17 protein-coding genes are annotated in these 19,577 nt (G+C 68.5%); 1 reads left to right on the top strand and 16 read right to left on the bottom strand.

What is annotated here, in order from left to right; genetic code table 11:
- Positions 1-6: 6 nt before the first annotated feature.
- From H5407_RS12345 to H5407_RS12325, 5 genes are all read right to left on the bottom strand, one after another.
- The gene (locus H5407_RS12345; protein WP_183104750.1) at positions 7-2,337 is read right to left on the bottom strand and encodes a Tex family protein; all 2,331 of its coding nucleotides are present in this window, start codon (positions 2,335-2,337) and stop codon (positions 7-9) included.
- A gap of 83 nt (positions 2,338-2,420) precedes the next feature.
- Positions 2,421-3,701 (bottom strand): TIGR03862 family flavoprotein, encoded by a 1,281-nt coding sequence (locus H5407_RS12340; RefSeq protein ID WP_183104749.1) that lies wholly within the window; start codon positions 3,699-3,701, stop codon positions 2,421-2,423.
- A gap of 68 nt (positions 3,702-3,769) precedes the next feature.
- Complete coding sequence (locus H5407_RS12335; RefSeq protein WP_183104748.1) at positions 3,770-4,666, bottom strand: SDR family oxidoreductase; 897 nt, start codon at positions 4,664-4,666, stop codon at positions 3,770-3,772.
- 4 nt (positions 4,667-4,670) lie between these two features.
- A complete protein-coding gene (locus H5407_RS12330) occupies positions 4,671-5,147 on the bottom strand; it encodes a GNAT family N-acetyltransferase (RefSeq protein WP_183104747.1) in 477 nt (158 codons plus the stop codon).
- Positions 5,147-6,163, bottom strand: a complete 1,017-nt coding sequence (locus H5407_RS12325; protein WP_183104746.1) for an NADP-dependent oxidoreductase — start codon at positions 6,161-6,163, stop codon at positions 5,147-5,149. The genes H5407_RS12330 and H5407_RS12325 overlap by 1 nt, the downstream gene beginning before the upstream one ends.
- A 516-nt stretch (positions 6,164-6,679) precedes the next feature.
- Between H5407_RS12325 and H5407_RS12320 the strand changes: the two genes are divergently transcribed.
- Complete coding sequence (locus H5407_RS12320; RefSeq protein WP_183104745.1) at positions 6,680-7,537, top strand: ABC transporter substrate-binding protein; 858 nt, start codon at positions 6,680-6,682, stop codon at positions 7,535-7,537.
- 41 nt (positions 7,538-7,578) lie between these two features.
- Here the strand turns inward: H5407_RS12320 and H5407_RS12315 are convergent, their stop codons facing one another.
- The 11 genes from H5407_RS12315 to H5407_RS12265 form a co-directional block, all read right to left on the bottom strand.
- The gene (locus H5407_RS12315) at positions 7,579-8,040 is read right to left on the bottom strand and encodes a PaaI family thioesterase (RefSeq protein ID WP_183104744.1); all 462 of its coding nucleotides are present in this window, start codon (positions 8,038-8,040) and stop codon (positions 7,579-7,581) included.
- A gap of 24 nt (positions 8,041-8,064) precedes the next feature.
- Complete coding sequence (locus H5407_RS12310) at positions 8,065-8,856, bottom strand: SDR family oxidoreductase (RefSeq protein WP_183104743.1); 792 nt, start codon at positions 8,854-8,856, stop codon at positions 8,065-8,067.
- 34 nt (positions 8,857-8,890) lie between these two features.
- On the bottom strand, positions 8,891-10,717 hold the full coding sequence (locus H5407_RS12305) for an acyl-CoA dehydrogenase (protein WP_183104828.1): 1,827 nt from the start codon (positions 10,715-10,717) through the stop codon (positions 8,891-8,893).
- 36 nt (positions 10,718-10,753) lie between these two features.
- Positions 10,754-11,170 (bottom strand): PaaI family thioesterase, encoded by a 417-nt coding sequence (locus H5407_RS12300; protein ID WP_183104742.1) that lies wholly within the window; start codon positions 11,168-11,170, stop codon positions 10,754-10,756.
- A gap of 50 nt (positions 11,171-11,220) precedes the next feature.
- Positions 11,221-12,396, bottom strand: a complete 1,176-nt coding sequence (locus H5407_RS12295) for an acetyl-CoA C-acyltransferase (RefSeq protein WP_183104741.1) — start codon at positions 12,394-12,396, stop codon at positions 11,221-11,223.
- A 157-nt stretch (positions 12,397-12,553) separates the two neighbouring features.
- Entirely contained in the window at positions 12,554-14,662 is a 2,109-nt protein-coding gene (locus tag H5407_RS12290) for a 3-hydroxyacyl-CoA dehydrogenase NAD-binding domain-containing protein (protein ID WP_183104740.1), read from the bottom strand.
- Positions 14,663-14,960: 298 nt separating this feature from the next.
- Positions 14,961-15,305 (bottom strand): hypothetical protein, encoded by a 345-nt coding sequence (locus tag H5407_RS12285; RefSeq protein WP_183104739.1) that lies wholly within the window; start codon positions 15,303-15,305, stop codon positions 14,961-14,963.
- A 247-nt stretch (positions 15,306-15,552) separates the two neighbouring features.
- Positions 15,553-16,269 (bottom strand): ABC transporter ATP-binding protein, encoded by a 717-nt coding sequence (locus H5407_RS12280; protein ID WP_183104827.1) that lies wholly within the window; start codon positions 16,267-16,269, stop codon positions 15,553-15,555.
- On the bottom strand, positions 16,269-17,054 hold the full coding sequence (locus H5407_RS12275; RefSeq protein ID WP_183104826.1) for an ABC transporter ATP-binding protein: 786 nt from the start codon (positions 17,052-17,054) through the stop codon (positions 16,269-16,271). The genes H5407_RS12280 and H5407_RS12275 overlap by 1 nt, the downstream gene beginning before the upstream one ends.
- Before the next feature lie 11 nt (positions 17,055-17,065).
- Positions 17,066-18,373, bottom strand: a complete 1,308-nt coding sequence (locus H5407_RS12270; protein ID WP_183104738.1) for a branched-chain amino acid ABC transporter permease — start codon at positions 18,371-18,373, stop codon at positions 17,066-17,068.
- Positions 18,374-18,385: 12 nt separating this feature from the next.
- Positions 18,386-19,402: a branched-chain amino acid ABC transporter permease gene (locus H5407_RS12265; protein ID WP_183104737.1), complete on the bottom strand. Its 1,017-nt coding sequence runs from the start codon at positions 19,400-19,402 to the stop codon at positions 18,386-18,388.
- Between the last annotated feature and the right edge of the window lie 175 nt (positions 19,403-19,577).

Raw genomic sequence — 19,577 nt, 5'->3', positions numbered from 1 at the left:
CCGGAATCAGCGCTTGCTCTGCAGCTTGGCGAAGGCCGCGGCCATGGCATTGCCGGCCGGTGCAGAAGGAGCCGCAGCACGGCCCGGGCGCTCGTTGCGGGCCGGAGGGCGGAAGCTGTTGTCCGCCTTGCCCGCACCGCGCGGCGCGGCAGCGTCCAGCTTCATGGTCAGGGAGATGCGCTTGCGGGCCAGATCGACCTCCAGCACCTTGACCTTGACGATGTCGCCGGTCTTGACCACTTCGCGGGCATCGTTGACGAACTTGTTGGACAGCTGGCTCACGTGCACCAGGCCATCCTGGTGCACGCCCAGGTCCACGAAGGCGCCGAACTGCGCCACGTTGGACACCGTGCCCTCGAGGATCATGCCCTCGGCCAGGTCCTTGATGTCCTCGACCCCCTCGTTGAAGCGCGCCACCTTGAAATCCGGTCGCGGATCGCGGCCGGGCTTCTCCAGTTCGGCCAGGATGTCCTTGACGGTGATGGCGCCGAAGCGCTCGTCGGCAAAGGCCTCTGGGCGCAGGGCGCGGATCACGTCCGACTTGCCCAGGACCTCGGTGATCGGGCGGTCCACCTTCTCCAGGATGCGCTGCACCACCGGGTAGGTTTCCGGGTGCACGCCGGAGAGGTCCAGCGGATTGTCGCCGTCGCGGATACGCAGGAAGCCGGCCGCCTGCTCGAAGGTCTTGGGGCCGAGGCCGGTGACGTCCAGCAACTGCTGGCGGTTGCGGAAGGCGCCGTTGGCATCGCGCCAGCGCACGATGGAGCCGGCCACCGTGGCCGACAGGCCCGAGACGCGCGACAGTAGCGGCGCCGAGGCGGTATTGAGGTCCACGCCCACCGAGTTCACGCAGTCCTCGACGACCGCGTCCAGCGTGCGGGCCAGCTCGCTCTGGTTGACGTCGTGCTGGTACTGGCCCACGCCAATGCTCTTGGGGTCGATCTTCACCAGCTCGGCCAGCGGGTCCTGCAGGCGGCGGGCGATGGACACGGCGCCCCGCAGGCTCACGTCCAGTTCGGGCAGTTCCTTGGAGGCGAACTCCGAGGCCGAGTAGACCGAGGCGCCAGCCTCGCTCACCACGACCTTCTCAATGTGGGTGCCCGGCGCCAGCTGTTGAATGCGCTTGATGAGGTCGGCGGCCAGCTTGTCGGTCTCGCGCGAGGCCGTGCCGTTGCCGATGGCGATGAGGTTCACGCCATGCGTCGCGCACAGGCGGCCCAGGGTGTGGATGGAACCTTCCCAATCCTTGCGCGGCTCATGGGGGTAGACGGTGGAGGTATCCAGCACGCGGCCGGTGTCGCTCACCACGGCCACCTTCACGCCAGTGCGGATGCCCGGGTCCAGGCCCATCACCACGCGCTTGCCGGCCGGCGCGGCCAGCAGCAGGTCGCGCAGGTTCTCGGCGAAGACCTTGATGGCCACCTTCTCGGCTTCCTCGCGCAGGCGGGCGAAGAGGTCGCGCTCCAGGCTCATGGAGAGCTTGACCTTCCAGGTCCAGGCCACGGTCTTGCGGATGAGCTCGTCGGATGCGCGCTTGCCATGGCTCCAGCCCAGGTGGCGGGCAATGCGGCCTTCGGCCAGGGAGGGCTGGCCGGGGAGGATCTCCTCGTCCAGCACCAGCTTGGCGTCCAGAAACTCCTGCGTGCGCCCGCGGAAGACGGCCAGCGCGCGGTGCGAGGGCACGGTCTTGATGGGCTCGGCGTAGTCGAAGTAGTCGCGGAACTTGGCGACATCGGCGTTGGTCTCGTCCTTGCCTTCCATCAGCTTGGACTTGAACAGGCCCTCTTCCCACAGCCACTCGCGCAGCTTGCCGATCAGCACGGCGTCCTCGGCCCAGCGCTCGGAGAGCAGGTCCCGCACACCGTCCAGCACCGCGTAGGCATCGGCAAAGCCGGCCTCGGTGTTGATGAAGGACTGGGCCTCGGCCTGCGGATCCAGGGACGGGTCGGCGAAGAGCTTGTCGGCCAGGGGCTCGATGCCGGCCTCGCGGGCGATCATGCCCTTGGTGCGGCGCTTCGGCTTGTAGGGCAGGTAGAGGTCTTCCAGCTCCTGCTTGGTGGGCGCTGCCTCGATGGCAGCGCGCAGCTCGGGGCTCAGCTTGCCCTGCTCCTCGATGCTCTTGAGCACCGCGGCCCGGCGATCCTCCAGCTCGCGCAGATAGCCCAGCCGGGACTCCAGCTCGCGCAACTGGCTGTCGTCCAGCCCGTCGGTGACCTCCTTGCGGTAGCGGGCGATGAAGGGCACGGTGGCGCCGCCATCGAGCAGTTGCACGGCCGCGTTGACCTGGGCCGGGCGCACATTCAGCTCGGCGGCAATCTGAAGCAGGATCTTGTCCAAGACGTCTGGAGAGGGAAATGCTGAAAGCGCGCGAGTGTGCCACAGGCCCCGTACGGGCGCGTTTCGGTGCGTTTCAGCGAGGGTCAGGCAGCTCGCATCACAAAGGCCGCGGCACCCTCGCCCGCCACCCAGCCGCTGGCCATGCTGGCCGTCAGCAGGTAGCCGCCAGTGGGCGCCTCCCAGTCCAGCATTTCGCCGGCGCAGAAAACGCCGGGACGCTGGGACAGCATCAGGTGCTCGTCCAGACTCTCCAGCCGCACGCCGCCAGCGGTGCTGATGGCTTCCGCCACCGGACGAGCGGCGACCAGGCGCAAAGGCAGACGCTTGAGGGTGCGGGCCAGGCGCTCGGCATCCTGGATCTCGCTCTTGTCCAGCACCTCGTGCAGCAGGGCCGCCTTCAGGCCCTCGATGCCCAGGCGGCTCTTGAGGTGCGTGGAGAGCGAGCGGGGGCCACGCGGGCGCCGCACCTCGGCCAGCACCTGGGCCTCGTTATGGTTGGGCAGCAGGTCGAGGTGCAGCAGGGCCTCGCCGAACTCGGTGATCTCCTCACGCAACAGGGCCGAGGCGGCATAGACCAGGGAGCCCTCGATGCCGCTGGTGGTGATCACGAACTCGCCCTGGCGCTCGAAGCGGCGGCCGCTGCGGCCTTCCAAGACAAGGCGCACGGGCTTGACAGGCTGGCCAGCCCATCGCTCGATGAAGAAGGACGACCAGCCCGGCTCGGCCACGCCCTCGCGGCGCCGGCCGAGGTCGAAGCCGCAGTTGGCCGCGCGCAGTGGGGCGATTTCGGCCCCGGCTTCGCGGAGCAGGCCCTGCCACTGTCCGGTGGAGCCCAGCTGCGGCCAGGAGGCGCCGCCAAGGGCCAGCACCAACGCTGCCGGTGCCGGCACGGTGTGCTCTCCATTGGGCGCGGCAAAGCGCAGCGCGCCCTCAGCGTCCCAGCCCAGCCAGCGCTGGCGCATGTGCAAGCGCACGCCCGCAGCCCGCAGCCGCTGCAGCCAGGCCCGCAGCAGGGGCGCGGCCTTCATGTCGGTTGGGAAAACGCGGCCGGAGCTGCCGACGAAGGTGTCGATCCCCAGTCCCGCCGCCCACTGGCGCAGTCCCGGGCCATCCAGGCGATCCAGCCAGGGCCGCACAGCGTCCGCGCGCTCGGCAAAGCGCTGCTCGAAGGCCTCGCGCGCCTCGGAATGCGTCAGGTTGAGCCCGCCCTTGCCGGCCAGCAGGAACTTGCGGCCCACGGTGGGCATGGCGTCATAGAGATCGACGCGCAGGCCCGCCGCTGCCAGGCGTTCGGCCGCCATCAGGCCCGCGGGGCCTCCGCCGATGACCAGGGCTTGTGCAGGGGTGGAGGCTTTGGAGGACATGGCGGGACTTCAGCAGGCGGGGCCGGCAGTGTGCCAGAAGTGGCCGGCCACGCGGGCCCGGCCCTGCCTCAGGCCTTGCGCAGCGCCGCCACCAGCTGCTCGCGCAGGGCCGGCTTGTCCTGGAAGGGATCGGTCGGGTTGCGCTGCTGCAGCACGTCTTCCAGGCGCGTCTGCACGCCGCCCAGCACCTGGGGGTGGCTGAAGATGTAGAAGCGCTCCTCGTCCATGGCCTGGAAGACCAGGGCCGCCACATCGGTCGCCGTGACCTTGCCCGCGTTCACCGCCTTGTCGGTCATGGCCTGGGAGACCAACTGGCTCTTGCTGGGCTTGTCCATGGGATGGTCCGGCGTGCGGTTGCGGTGGCTCTGCGAGATGCCGGTGGGCACAAAGTAGGGGCACAGTACCGAGCAGCGGATCTGGTCGGTGACGAGGGTCAGGTCTTGATAGAGCGTCTCACTGAGGCTCACCACCGCATGCTTGCTGACGTTGTAGACGCCCATGTTCGGCGGGTTGAGCATGCCGGCCATGGAGGCGGTGTTGACGATGTGGCCTTCGTAGGCAGGATCGGCCTCGGCCTCGGCCAGCATCATGGGAGTGAACAGGCGCACGCCGTGCACCACGCCCATCAGGTTGACGCCCAGCACCCATTCCCAATCGGACAGGCTGTTCTCCCAGACCAGCCCGCCCGCCCCCACACCGGCGTTGTTGAAGACGAAATGCGGGGCTCCGAAGCGGGCCTGCACCGCCCCGGCGAGGGCTTCCATCTGGTCGGCCTTGGCCACGTCGACCTGGCGCAGCAGCAGCGGATGGGCGCCGAACTCCTCATGCAGCCGGTCCATGGCGTCGGCCTGCACATCGCAGAGCACGAGGTTCATCCCGCGCTGCGCGGCCAGGCGGGCGACCTCCAGGCCAAAGCCCGAGGCAGCGCCGGTGATCACGGCCGTGCGGCCTTGGTACTGCTTCATCGTTTCACTCCACGGGCGCCGCGTCGCGGCACATGTCGATATGGGGGATGCCGTCCTCGTCGTAGACCGGCGAGACAGCGTGGAAACCCAGGCTGGCATAGAAGTCCTGCAGATGGGCCTGGGCGCTGAGCTCCTGGCCGACGCCGGGCCAGCGCTGCTCGCACTCGCGCAGGGCCTGACGCACCAGGGGCCGGCCCTGGCCCTGGCCGCGCAAGGCCGACGAGGTCAGCACGCGGCCGATGGCGACACGCCGCTGCTGCGGCCCCTTGAGCCCTGGCGGCAGCAGGCGGGCATAGGCCAGCAGGCGCCCCGCAGCGTCGCGGCCCATGACGTGCAGGCAGTCGCGGTCGCGGCCGTCGGTGTCCTGGTAGAGGCAACGCTGCTCGACGACGAAGACCTCGTTGCGCAGCGCCAGCATCTCGTAGACGCCCTCGGCATCCAGGGCCTGCAGAGGCAGGCAGGACCAGAACAGCGGGCCCATCAGACGAGCTTCACCAGTTGCTTGCCGAAGTTGCGGCCCTTGAGCAGGCCCAGGAAGGCCTCGGGCGCGGCGGCCAGGCCGTCGGCAATGGATTCGCGGTACTTGAGCTTGCCGGTGGCGACCATCATGCCCAATTCCTTCAGGGCCGCGGGCCACAGCTGCATGTGTTCGGAGACGATGAAGCCCTCGATCTTCATGCGGTTCACCAGGATCAGCTGGGGCGCCATCATCGGGATGGGCTCGCCGTTGTAGCCGGAGATCATGCCGCACATGGCGACGCGGCTGAAGGCGTTGGCACGCATCATCACGGCGTCCAGGATCATGCCGCCCACGTTCTCGAAGTGACCGTCGATGCCCTGCGGGCAGGCCTGCTTCAGCGCAGCAAGCAGGGACTTCAGCTCACGGTGCTCCTTGTAGTCGATGCAGGCATCGAAGCCCAGTTCCTCGACCACGTAGCGGCACTTGTCGGGGCCGCCGGCGATGCCCACGGCGCGCGCACCACGCGCCTTGGCAAGCTGACCCACGGCGCCACCCACGGCACCGCTGGCGGCGCTGACCACCACGGTCTCGCCTGCCTTGGGATTGATGATCTGGGTCAGGCCGTACCAGGCCGTCACGCCCGGCATGCCCACGGCGCCCAGGTAGGCCGCCAGGGGGATGTGGGTGGTATCAACCTTTTGCAGGACGCCGCGCTGACCGGCATCGACCAGTTGGTATTCCTGCCAGCCGCCCATGCCCACAACCTGGTCACCCACCTTGAAGGCCGCATTGCGAGACTCCACGACCTCCCCCACGGTGCCACCCATCATGACCTGATCCAGGGGCTGGGGGTCCGCGTAGCTCTTGGCGTCGCTCATGCGTCCGCGCATGTAGGGATCGAGGCTCAGGTAGTGGTTGCGCACCAGGACCTGGCCGTCCTGCACGGCAGGCAGGGGTGCCTCGACCAGACGGAAGTTGTCCGTCGAGGGTTCGCCGGTGGGGCGGGACACCAGGTGGATTTGGCGGTTGATGCTCATGGCTTCCTCTTTGTCTGTTGGACAGGCCCTGCATGGGCCCCGATGGAACGGATTGAATCATGGCCCATTCGTGACGCTCGTCTCAGTGGCGACAAAAACGAACGATCGTTCGCATCCACTCCTAGAAAAATCACTTGCAATGGATTACAAACATCAGGGAAAGTACCGAGAGCCCAAGGCACCCATGCCGTGGAGCAAGGGGCGCACCGAGTGTCCGCGCTGGAGAGACCATGCCGTTCACGTACTTCAAGATTGGCATGCGCCTCCTGGGCACCAGGCTGGCCAGGGCTCTGTTAGCCGTGGCAGGAGGCCCCGTCGAGCACCCTCGCCGTCCCTGCGCTGCCTTGCGTCTGGGCGGCGCCGTGCCGCTGGCCCGCCAGGTGAGGCGTAGGGCTGCGGCAGGCCCCATCCCTGGCCGCCTGCCTGCGGCTTCCGTCACGGATCGCCGGCCGCCCGCGGCCTTGGAATCGATTGCTCAACGCGCAGGGCCCGCGGCCCTGGCATAGACTGCCGGCCGTGTTGCTCCCTGCCTTGACTCGATGCCGGCCCCTGCGTCTAGGGCTGGCTGTGTTGCTGGGCCTGGCCCTGCTGCAGGCCCAGGCCCAGCAGTTGCGCCTTTGCCAGACCGAATCCCCGCGTTACGACTACCGGCTCGCGCTGACCCGGCTCCTGCTGGAAAAGACCGCGCAGCGCGGCGAACCCATTGCCCTGGTCCGTCATGGCCAGGGCGCGGACCCCTCGCAGGAGCGCTGCCTGGAGCTGCTGCGCAATGGCGAGGTGGACCTGGTCTACCTGCCGCCCAGCCCAGCTCGGCTGGCGGAATTCGCCGCCCTGCCCTTCGACCTGCATGCCGGTCGCCTGGGCTACCGCCTGCTGCTGATCCGCAAGGCGGACGCTGCGCGCTTCGCCCGCGTCCAGTCCCTGGATCAGCTGCGTGACCTCGTGGGCGGCTTTGGCCGCCAGTGGGCCGACCTGGCCGTGTTTGAGGCCAATGGACTGCCCGTGGTCGCCGGGCCAGGCACCGAGGCCCTGCTGGCCATGCTGCGCGCCCAGCGATTCGACTACCTGCAGCGCGGCGTCTCCGAGGCCTATGCAGAGCTGGCCAGCTTCGGCGGTTCGGACGAACTCATGGTGGAGCCGCGCCTGGCCCTGCACTACGCCTGGCCCGTCTACTTCATGGCGCGCCGAGACCGCCAGCCACTGCTGCAACGCCTGCAACGCGGCCTGCAGCTCGCGCAGCAGGATGGCAGCTTCCGCCGGCTGCTGGACCAGCACCAGGGCCGCGACTGGACCCGTGCGGCCATCGAGCGCCGCCGCGTGCTGGAGCTCAAATCTCCCTGGCCGGAGATGACGCCGCCAGCGCTGGCGCGCTGAAGGCCGTCGCGCGCCGGTTCCTGGAGCGAGCGGCCCCGCCCTCAGTCCGCCTGGCGGCGCTGCAAAGACTTGAGCTGGCGCCCCTGCCCCGGCAGAGCGCGCAGGTACTTGAAGGTGGCGGTGGCGTGAGCGCAGAGCCGGCCGTCCTCGCCCAGCACCCGCCCCTCGCAGAAGGCCATGGTGGCCGTGTGATGCAGCAGCTCGCCCTGGGCGCGCAGCTCGCCCTCGGCGGGGCGCATGAAGCTGGTTTTCATCTCGATGGTGACCACCCCCGGGCCCATGCCTTCCTGGTGCATGTGGATGCTGCGCGCGGCATGGGCCATGGCCACGTCCAGCAGGCTCATCAGCACGCCGCCATGCGCCACCTCCCAGGAATTGAGGTGGCCTTCACGGACGTCCACCCGCAGCTCCGCGCGACCGTCGCCCAGGCTGTGAAGCTCGAAGCCCAGTTGCTCGACGAAGGGAATGCGGACGGGAAAGGACAAGGGCGGCGTGCGTTTCATGCGCGCAGTCTAGCGGCGGCCGATTCAGGCGCCATGGATGGCGGACACGCCGCCGTCCACCGCCAACACCTGCCCGGTGATGTGCTTGCCGGCGCGAGAGGCGAACAGCAGGGCCGCCCCCTTGAGGTCGTCCTCGTCGCCCAGGCGGTGCAGGGGAGCGGCCTCGGCCAGCTTGTCCTCCCCCACCGCGGCCAGCAGGCCCTGCGTCATCTTGCTGGGGAAGAAGCCCGGAGCCAGCGCGTTCACCGTGATGCCGTAGCGCCCCCATTCGCCGGCCAGCGCGCGGGTGAAGTTCACGGCCGCGCCCTTGCTGGTGTTGTAGGCGATGGTCTTCATCAGGGCAGGGTTGCCGCCCAGGCCCGCGATGGAGGCCACATTGATGATGCGACCGTGGCGGCGCGGGATCATGCTGGCCTTGGCCGCCGCCTGGCTCATCACAAAGAGGCTGCGGATGTTGAGGTTCATCACCTTGTCCCAGGCCTCCAGCGGGTGGTCCTCGGCCGGCGCCCCCCAGGTGGCGCCGGCGTTGTTGACCAGGATATCGATCTGGCCCAGGCGCTCCATCGTCTGGTCCACGATGCCACGGGCCTGGGACTCGTCGGCGGCGTCGGCGGCGATCCAGCGGGCATCGATGCCGCGGGCCTGCAGATGCGCCACGGCTACCTCCAGGTCAGCCGCCTTGCGTGAGCTGAGCATGATTTTCGCGCCGGCCTCGCCCAGGCTTTCGGCGATCTGCAGCCCCAGGCCGCGCGAGCCGCCGGTAACCAGGGCCACCTGGCCGCTGAGCTCAAACAAGTTCTGCACCTTGGTGCTCATGGGAAATCTCCTTGTCGTCTGGAATCGAGGACGCTCAGAACCAGGCGTCCTGCATCTGCCTGCACAGCGCCTCGCGCCGCTGCACCACGGCCAGCCAGGCCGTGATGCGGGGCAATTCGTAAGCGAAGAAATAGGCCTGGGCGGCGCGCTTGCCCTGGGCGAAGTCGCTGGTGTCGTCAGGCGCCAGGGCCAGCACCACGTCCAGCCAGATCCAGGCCAGCACCGTGTGGCCGAAGGCCTGCAGATAGGGCGTGGCATTGGCCAGCGCAGCCTCGGGCTCACCGGTGGACCAGGCCGCCTTGGTGGCGGCACCGACCTGGGCCAGGGCCTGGGCCAGTTGGTTCGCGGCCTCGGCAAGACCTGGCACCTGACCGGCCGCGGCGATGGTCTCATTGATGCGCCGGGCCAGCGCCATCAGCGCCGTGCCGCCCTCCATCACCACCTTGCGGCCCAGCAGGTCCAGGGCCTGGATGCCGTGCGTGCCCTCGTGGATCATGTTGAGGCGGTTGTCGCGCCAGTGCTGTTCGACCGGGAAGTCCCGCGTGTAGCCGTAGCCGCCCAGCACTTGGATCGCCAGCGAGTTGGCCTCCAGGCACCACTCGCTGGGCCAGCTCTTGGCGATGGGGATCAGCACCTCCAGCAGCAGGCGCGCACGGCCCGCGGTCTCGGCCTCGGCCGTGTGCTGCTCATCGACCAGGCGGGCGCAGAACAGCTCCAGGGCCAGCGCCCCCTCCACATAGCTCTTCTGTGCGAGCAGCATGCGCTTGACGTCGGCGTGCTCGATGATGGGCCGCTGGGGCGAGGCGGCGTCCTTGCCCGCTGGCGTCATGGGCCGGCCCTGCGGCCGCTGGCGGGCGTAGGCCAGGCTGGCCTCGTAGCCGGCATAGCCCAGCATGGTGGCGCCCAGGCCCACGCCGATGCGGGCCTCGTTCATCATGTGGAACATGGCCTTGAGGCCTTCGCCGGGCGCCCCGACTCGATAACCGATGGCCCCGCCCTGCCCTCCCGGCTGGTGGCGGCCCTCGCCGAAGTTCAGCAGGCAATTGGTGGTGCCGCGGTAGCCCAGCTTGTGGTTGAGGCCGGCCAGCACCACGTCGTTGCGCTCACCGGTGAGCTGGCCTCCGGCATCGACCAGCCACTTGGGCACGATGAACAGCGAAATGCCACGCACGCCGGGCACCGGCCTGCCATCGGGGCCGGGAATCTTGGCCAGAACCAGGTGGACGATGTTCTCCCGCAGCTCATGCTCGCCAGCGGAGATCCACATCTTGTGGCCGCGCAGGCGGTAGCGCGGGCCCAAGGCATCGTGCTCGAAGTCGATGCCATCGGGCTCGGCCCGCGTGGCCACGTCGGACAGCGAGGAGCCCGCCTGCGGCTCGGACAGGCACATGGTGCCGAACCAGCGCCCCTCGAACTCCCGCCGCGCGAAGACCTCGCGCTGGCGCGGCGTGCCATGCGCCATCAGCAGATTGGCGTTGCCGTTGGTGAGCATGGCGTAGGCGCCCAGGGCGATGCAGGACTTGCTGAAGAAGGCATTGGCGGCCATCTCCACGGTGCAGGGCAGCTGCATGCCGCCGTGCCCGTAGTCCTGTGCGGCGCTGAGCATGCCGGACTCGACATAGGCATCCAGCGCCTCGCGCGTGGCCTCGGGCAGGTGCACGCGCTCTCCGTCGAAGTGGGGCTCCTGGGTATCAAGCAGTCGGTTGACGGGAGCAAACTTCTCGCGGGCGATGCGCTCGCAGGTGTCCAGCACGGCATCGAAGGTCTCGCGGCTGTGGTCCGAGAAGCGCTGGCGCTGGTTGAGGGTCTCGGCCTGGAGCCAGTCGTAGAGCAGGAAGTCGAGGGTGTCGCGCATGGCGATCTCCGGCAGTCGTTGCGATGCGGTGCGAGCAGCGGCTCAGGCCGCGGTAAGCGCCATGGTGGCCGAGGCCTTCATCACGAGGGTGCGGGTCTCGCCGTCCACGGCATGGACCTCGGCCTCGGTGAAGCTCAACGTTCGTCCGGCCTTGATCACCCAGGCCTCGCAGTCCAGCTCCAGGCCGCGGGCGCCGCGCAGCAGGCTAGTCTTGAGCTCGGCCGTCAGCACCCATTGGCCTGCGGGCGCCAGGGTCTGGGCGGCCGAGCCCATGCTGTGGTCGGCCAGCGAGGCCAGCACGCCGGCATGCACCAGACCCGTGTGCTGGCACAGGCCCTCGCGGATGGCCAGGCGCGTACGCACGCGACCGGGCTCCACGGCCACGGCTTGCACGCCCAGCTCGACCATGAAGGGAGAGCGGGCGATGAAGCCCTGCAGCGTGGCGAGGTCCAGTTCCATGGCAGCTCCAGTCCGGGCCGTCCGCGCGGTCCCGAGGCATCAGGGGGGCGTCAGAGCACTTCGAAGACGCCCGCGGCGCCCATGCCGCCGCCGATGCACATGGTCACGCACACCCGCTTGGCGCCGCGTCGGCGGCCTTCCAGCAAGGCATGGCCAGTCAGGCGCTGGCCCGACATGCCGTAGGGGTGACCCACGGCGATGGCACCGCCATTGACGTTCAGCCGCTCCATGGGGATGCCCAGGGTATCGGCGCAGTAGAGCACCTGCACGGCGAAGGCCTCGTTGAGCTCCCAGAGGTCGATGTCGTGCACGCCCAGGCCCAGGCGCTTGAGCACCTTGGGGATGGCGTAGACGGGGCCGATGCCCATTTCATCGGGCTCGCAGCCAGCCACCGCAAAACCGAGGAAGCGGCCCAGGGGCTGGAGGCCCTGCTGCTGGGCGTAGCGCTCGCTGACCAGCACGCAGGCCCCGGCGCCATCTGAGAACTGGCTGGCATTGCCCGCGCTCACCACGCCGCCGGGCAGCGCGCTGCGCAGGTCCTTGATGCCCTCGTAGGTGGTGCCCTCGCGCAGGCCCTCGTCCACGCTGACGCCCACCTCGCGGGTGACCAGGCCCTGGACCTTGTCCACCACGCCCACAGTGACGGTGATGGGTGCGATCTCCTCGGCGAAGAGGCCGGCCGCCTGCGCCGCACAGGCCTTCTGCTGGCTGGCGGCGCCGTAGTGGTCCTGGCGCTCGCGCGAGATGCCGTAGCGCTTGGCCACGTTCTCGGCAGTCTGCAGCATGGTCCAGTAGATCTCGGGCTTGTGCTTCGACAGCCAGCTCTCCGTGATCATGTGCTTGTTCATCTCCTGCTGCACGCAGGAGATGCTCTCCACGCCGCCGGCCACGTAGGCATCGCCCTCGCCGGCCATGATGCGTTGCGCGGCCATCGCGATGGTCTGCAGGCCGCTGGAGCAGAAACGGTTGACCGTCATGCCGGCGACGCTGACCGGCAGGCCGGCGCGCAGGGCGATCTGGCGCGCGACGTTGTTGCCTGTGCTGCCCTCGGGGAAGGCACAGCCCATCAGTACATCCTCGATCGCATCCGGCGCGATGCCGGCGCGCTCGACGGCGGCCTTGACCACATGGCCGCCCAGGGTGGCGCCGTGGGTCATGTTGAAGGCACCCTTCCAGCTCTTGCCGAGCGGGGTGCGGGCGGTGGAAACAATCAGTGCTTGACTCATGAAAAACTCTCCGCGATGAGGCGAGAACAACCCGCCGCAAACCTCAACCCAATCCCAGCGGCGCCCGAGGATCCGGCTCTGCCGGGCCTGCGGGTGGCCTTGCAGGCCGCGTCGGACCTGCGGGTCCGACTCCTCGCCAGGCTGGGAGTGGGCCCCATCAATCCGTGAAGCCCTTGCCTTCGGACACCAGGCGCTGGATCAGCGGCGCCGGCTGCCAGAAGCTGGCGTCGTCGAGCGGGTTGCGGGCGAAGCGCTTCATGGCCTCGACCACGTTGTAGAGGCCCATGGTGTCGGCATAGCACATGGGGCCGCCGCGCCACAGCGGGAAGCCGTAGCCGGTGAGGTAGACCATGTCGATGTCGGACGCGCGCAGCGCGATGCCCTCCTCCAGGATGTGGGCGGCTTCGTTGACCAGGGAGAAGACCAGGCGCTGCACGATCTCCTCGTCGCTGACCTTGCGAGGCGTGATGCCTTGCGCGGCACGGCGCTTCTCGATCATCTCCACCACCAGCGGCGACGGGATGGCGTCGCGCTTGCCGGCAGCGTAGTCGTACCAGCCTGCGCCCGTCTTCTGGCCGAAGCGGCCCATCTCGCAGAGCAGGTCAGCGGTCTTCGAGTAGCGCAGATGCGGCTTCTCCTGGTAGCGGCGCTTGCGGATGTACCAGCCCACGTCGTTGCCGGCGAGATCGCCCATGCGGAAGGGGCCCATGGCGAAGCCGAACTTCTCGACCGCCTTGTCCACCTGCTGCGGCGTGCAGCCTTCCTCCAGCAGGAAGCCGGCCTGGCGGCTGTACTGCTCGATCATGCGGTTGCCGATGAAGCCGTCGCACACGCCCGAGACCACGCAGGTCTTGCGTATGGTCTTGCCCAGGGCCATCACCGTGGCCAGCACGTCCTTGGCCGTCTCCTTGCCGCGCACGACCTCCAGCAGCTTCATTACGTTGGCCGGGCTGAAGAAGTGCATGCCGATCACGTCTTGCGGGCGTTTCGTGAAGGCGGCGATGCGGTTGAGGTCCAGCGTGGAGGTGTTGGAGGCCAGGATGGCGCCCGGCTTCATCACGGCATCCAACTGCTCGAAGACCTGCTGCTTGACGCCCAGGTCCTCGAACACGGCCTCGATGACGAGGTCGGCGTCGCCGATCTCGGCATAGCTCAGGGTGGTGCTCAGCAGGGCCATGCGCTGCTGGTATTTGTCCTCCTTGAGCTTGCCCTTCTTGAGCTGCGCCTCGTAGTTCTTCCGGATGGTGGCCACGCCGCGGTCCAGGGCCTCCTGCTTCATCTCCAGGACGACCACCGGGATGCCGGCGTTGAGGAAATTCATGCTGATACCGCCGCCCATGGTGCCGGCGCCGATCACGGCCACCTTCCTGATCTCGCGCCGGGGCGTGTCCTCGGGCACGTCGGGGATCTTGCTGGTGGCGCGTTCGGCGAAGAAAGCGTGGCGAAGGGCCTTGCTCTCGGGCGTCATCATCAGGGCGAGAAAGCCCTCGCGCTCAGCCTTGATGCCTTCATCGAAAGGCTTGTAGACCGAGGCCGCCACGGCTTCCAGGCAGCGCAGCGGCGCCGGGAAGTGCTTGGCCTGGGCCGTGACCATGTTGCGGGCGAACTGGAAGTAGGCGTCCGGCTCGGCATGGCGGGCCTTGAGATCGCGCACGCGGGGCAGCGGGCTGCCGTCGGCATGCTTGGCGATGACGGTCTCGGCAAAGTCCAGGGCCTCGCTCATGAGCTCAGGGCCGGTGATCTTGTCGAAGAGCTTCTGGCCTGGGACCATCGCCAGCAGCTGGCTCTCCACCGCCTCACCGCTGACGATCATGTTCAGCGCCGGCTCCACGCCCAGGGCACGGGGCAGGCGCTGCGTGCCCCCCGCGCCCGGCAGCAGGCCGATCTTGACCTCGGGCAGCGCGATCTTGGCGCCCGGCGCGGCCACGCGGTAGTGGCAGCCCAGGGACAGCTCCAGGCCACCGCCCATGCAGACCGTGTGGATGGCCGCGATGACCGGCTTGCTGCAAGCCTCGACCTTGGCGATCAGGGAATGGAGATTGGGCTCGGCCAGGGCCTTGGGGCTGCCGAACTCGCGGATGTCCGCGCCGCCGGAGAAGGCCTTGCCGGCACCGGTGATGATGACGGCCTTGATCGCGGCGTCTGACTCGGCCTGGTCGATCCCCTCGGCCACCGCCTTGCGCGTGGCATAACCCAGGCCGTTGACCGGCGGGTTGTTCAGGGTGATCACGGCAACGGCGCCGTGAACCTCGTAGCTGGCACTCATGGGCGGGCTTCCTTCCTTGTGCGGTGGGAGGGCTGCGGTCACGAGGCGTGCCGCAGAAATAGAACGATCGTTCGATTCTAGGCAGACCCAGCAACGCGGTCCTGTCCCAGCGGCGACAAACGGGGGAGAACCCTGAGCGTGCCGCGCACAAGAGCCTGTGGCAAGAACCGGCATCAAGAACAGGCGATAAGCGCCTGGACCCTGCCCGCCCGCCACGGCGCTCAGCCCGCCGTGGCCCCATGCGGCCCGCAGGCCTCAAGCCTGCTCTGCGTGCCGGGCAAGGCCGCCGGGCTGCCGCTCAGCCGCGGTTCAGCAGCTGCGTGGGCGCGAAACCGTCGTTGGGGCGTTCGGGCTCGTCTTCGGGCAGGAGCTCGGGCGTAACGCTGTCCCCGCTCTGCGGCAGGGGCTCGTGATGCACGACCCGGTGATGGGCCCGCTCATCGGCCAGGCGCAGTTCGGACAGCTCCTTCTGCAGCTGCTCGATCTGGCGGCGTGCGGCCGTGTTCTGCTGGCCGAGCTGATGGCGCGCGGCGTCCAGCTGGGCCAAGCGATGCTGCTGGACCTTTTGGCGCTGCCAGGCCCACAGCCAGGTTGCCAGTATCCCGAGCAGCAGGCCGCCCAGTGCAGCCATCAACATCGACATCGTTGCTTGATTCCCCATCATTCCCCCTGCGCCGGTGGTGAACGGAGGCAACCGGTGAGCGCCGCCCCACCGGGCTGGAAACAATGTAACTCTGCCTGGGAACCCAGACCATCCTCAAGGTAGGGGCAAGCAAGACCTGGCCCCCGCACCAGGGGGGAGCCGGCCATCCTTCACGCGGGTCTGTGGTGCGGAAGCCTCAGTACCGGGGCTGGGACCCGTTCACACAACATAGACCCGCGAACGGGCCCTAGACCTCCAGCCACTCCTTTCGGATGTAGGCATTGGCCCGCAGCTCGGCCGGGCTGCCCTCGAAGACCATGCGGCCGTGGCCCATCACATAGCAGCGCTCGGCGATGTCCAGCGCGATAGCCAGTTTCTGCTCGATCAGCAGCACCGCGATGCCGCGACGCTTGAGCTCCTTGAGGTACTCGGCCACCAACTCCACGATCATGGGCGCCAGGCCCTCGGTGGGCTCGTCGATGAGGATGAGGTCCGGATCACCCATCAGCGTGCGGCACAGGGTCAGCATCTGCTGCTCGCCACCCGAGAGCACGCCGGCCTCGGTGTGCTGGCGCTCCAGCAGGCGGGGGAACATGCGGTACATGTCCTCGAAACTCCATCGTGGCGCCTTCTGCCCGCGCTTGTGTCCCAGCAGCAGGTTCTGGTGCACGGTGAGGCGGGGAAAGATGTCGCGGTTCTCCGGCACGTAGCCGATGCCCGCATGGGCGATCTCGAAGGCCTTGCGGCCCAGCAGCTCCTGCTCGCCGAAGCGCACCGAGCCCGCCCCGTCCACCAGGCCCATGATGGTCTTGGCCGTGGTCGAGCGACCCGAGCCGTTGCGCCCCAGCAGCGCGACGATCTCACCGGGCTGCACCACCATGTCCACGCCGTGCAGAACGTGGCTCTTGCCATAGAAGGCATGGACCTTGTCGAGTACCAGGCGGCGTCCGTTCTGCTGAGCCATCATGCCGTCGCTCCCGCTGCGGCCTGCTCGGCCAGCACCGATCCCAGATAGGCCTGCTGCACACGGGCGTCCGCGCGCACGGCTTCGGGCGTGTCGAAGGCGATGACCTCGCCGTAAACCAGCACCGCGATGCGGTCCGCCAGGCCGAAGACCACGCCCATGTCGTGCTCCACCGTCAGCAGGGTGCGGCCCTCGGTGACCTGGCGGATCAGCTGGATGAAACGCTGGGTCTCGCTCTTGCTCATGCCCGCGGTGGGCTCGTCCAGCAGGATCACCGAGGCGCCGCTGGCGATGGTCATGCCGATCTCCAGCGCCCGGGCCTCGGCGTAGGTGAGGTTCAGGGCCAGCACGTCACGGCGCTTGTCCAGCTGGATCTGCTCCAGCAGCTCCTCCACCCGGTCATTGAGCCCGTCAAGTCCGGCCAGGAAGTGCCAGAAGCTGTAGCGGTAGCCCATGGACCACAACAGGGCGCAGCGGATGTTCTCGAACACCGACAGGCGCGAGAAGAGATTGGAGACCTGGAAGCTGCGCGCCAGGCCCTGGCGGTTGATCTTGTAGGGCGGCAGACCGTCGATGCGCTGGCCATGCAGGCGCACTTCGCCGCTCGTGGGCGCGAAGCGGCCGCTGATCAGGTTGAACAGCGTGGACTTGCCGGCGCCGTTGGGGCCGATCAGCGCCACGCGCTCGCCCGCCCTCACCTGCAGCTGCGCGCCGCGGATGATCTCGCTGCGGCCGAAGCGCTTGCGCAGGTCCAGCAGTTCCAGCGCATAGGCGCTTCCTCGCATGTCAGCTGGGCTCACAGACTCTCCCGGCGCTTGATGTCCTGCTCGATCTCTTCCTGGGTCTGGTCCCATTCGGCCCGGAATCGGCGCCGTGCCAGCTCGAAGAGCGCGATGCCCACGACGATCGCCAGCACCGCGCCCACCCAGGCATCCACCGAGTTGCTGCGGATGCGTGCCCCCATGAAGCCCAGCTCCGGCCCCATCGCGGCATTGAGCTGCAGGTGGTAGAGCATCTCGACGATGCAGCTGGCACCCAGCAGCACGGTCAACCCGGTGCCGGCCAGGGCCAGATAGGCCGTCCACAGGCGCGAGAGCTTGCCGAAGGCCGCCACGCGCAGGTTCATCATGATCAGCGCCGCAATGCCGCCGGGCGCATACATCACCATGAACAGGAACACGAGGCCAAGGTAAAGCAGCCAGGCCTGCGTCAGCTCGGACAGCAGCACGCCGGCCAGCACCATCAGCACCGCGCCGATGATGGGCCCGAAGAAGAAGGTGGCGCCGCCCAGGAAGGTGAAGAGCAGGTAGGCACCCGAGCGAGCGGCGCCCACCACCTCGGCCGTGACGATCTCGAAGTTCAGCGCGCCCAGGCCGCCCGCGATGCCCGCGAAGAAGCCCGAGATCAGGAAGGCCAGGAAGCGCACCCAGCGGGTGTCGTAGCCGATGAACTCGACACGCTCGGGGTTGTCGCGCACGGCGTTGAGCATGCGCCCCAGGGGCGTGCGCGTCAGCGCGAAGAGGGCCGCGGTGCTGAAGAAGCAGTACAGCGCGATCAGGTAGTAGACCTGGATCTGCGGCCCAAAGCTGATGCCCAGCACCGGCTTGCCCACCACGCGATTGCCCGAGACCCCGCCCTCCCCGCCGAAGAACTCCGGCAGCATCAGGGACATGGACCAGATCAGCTCGCCCAGCCCCAGGGTGATCATCGCGAAGGGCGTGCCGGACTTCTTGGTCGATACGTAGCCGAACAGGGCGGCAAAGAAGAGCCCCGCCAGTCCGCCCGCCAGCGGCACCAGGCTCACCGGCAGGGCAAGGTGCCCGGCCGAGACCTGGTTGAGCGTGTGCATGGCCAGGAACCCGCCCAGGCCGCTGTAGACCGCATGGCCGAAGCTGAGCATGCCGCCCTGCCCCAGCAGCAGGTTGTAGGCCAGGCAGGCGATGATGCCGATGCCCATCTGGGACAACATGGTGTGGGCCAGGCTGCTGGTCCACAGCAGGGGCGCCACGCCCAGGACCACGGCGTAGAAGCCCCACACGAGCCAGCGGCCGACGTTCCAGGGCTTGAAGTGAAAATGCGCCGCGCTGGCGCGCACATGGTTCATCGGCCGGCTCCCTCAGTCGTCCCGCGTGCCAAAGAGGCCCTTGGGCCGGAAGATCAGGATCAGCACCATCAGCAGGTAAGGCAGGATGGGCGCGACCTGGGCCAGGGAGAGCTTCAGCAGCGGGTACCCCGGCGTCGAGGCCGTGATGGCCAGCCCCAGGCGCTGCGCCAGCGTGGCCAGCGAGGCATCCACCGTCAGCGGCAGGGTCTGGATCAGACCGATCAGCAGAGAAGCCACGAAGGCCCCGGCCAGCGATCCCACGCCGCCCACCACCACCACCACGAAGATGATGGAACCCACGATGGCCGCCATCGCCGGCTCGGTCACGAAGGTGATGCCGCCGATGACGCCCGCCAGCGCCGCCAGTGCGCAGCCGCTGCCGAAGACCAGCATCAGCACCCGTGGCACGTTGTGCCCCAGGGCCTCGGCCATCTCGGGATGGGTGAGCGCCGCCTGGATCACCAGGCCGATGCGGCTGCGCGTCAGCAGGGCCCACAAGGCCACCAGCATGGCCAGGGCCACGGCCATCATGAAGGCGCGGGTCAGCGGGAACTTGGAGCAGGCCGCGGCCGCGCACTGGGCTGGGCTGGCATCCCCCCACACAAGGGTCAGGTCTTGCCCGACGGCCTGCACTAGGGTGAAGGCCGAGCCCTGCAGCGCAGGCGGCGGCGCAAAGGGCACCGAGGTGCGACCGAAGACCAGCTGCACCAGCTCCAGGATCACATAGGACAGCCCGAAGGTGATCAGCAGCTCCGGCACATGACCGAACTTGTGCACCCGCCGCAGCGCCGTGCGCTCGAACAGCGCGCCGAGAAGCCCCACCACCAGCGGCGCCAGCAGCAGGGCCGGCCAGAAGCCCAGCCAGCCCGCCAGCACATAGGCCGCGTAGGCGCCCAGCATGTAGAAGCTGGCATGCGCGAAGTTCAGCACGCCCATCATGCTGAAAATCAGCGTCAGTCCCGCGCTGAGCATGAACAGCAGCAGCCCCGAAGCCAGACCGTTGAGCAGGTTGATCAGGAGTTGGTCCACATCACCTCGTACAGGTGTTCATCGACAGCAAGCACGCCCCTGTGCCACCGCCAGGGCATCGAGTATGCAGCTGCGGCAGCGAGCGGGTCGAGGTAGCGCTGAGGAGCACAGCCGTACAGGCGTACGGCGAGCACCGCAGGCGCCAGATCGGCCCGCGCAGCCCGCAGCTGCAGCC

Origin of the sequence: Mitsuaria sp. WAJ17, assembly GCF_014174515.1 — a bacterium.
In the GTDB taxonomy this organism is placed as follows: Bacteria; Pseudomonadota; Gammaproteobacteria; order Burkholderiales; family Burkholderiaceae_C; genus Roseateles_B.
Note: the sequence above shows the minus strand (reverse complement) of the source record. Positions and strands in the feature narration are given on the sequence as shown.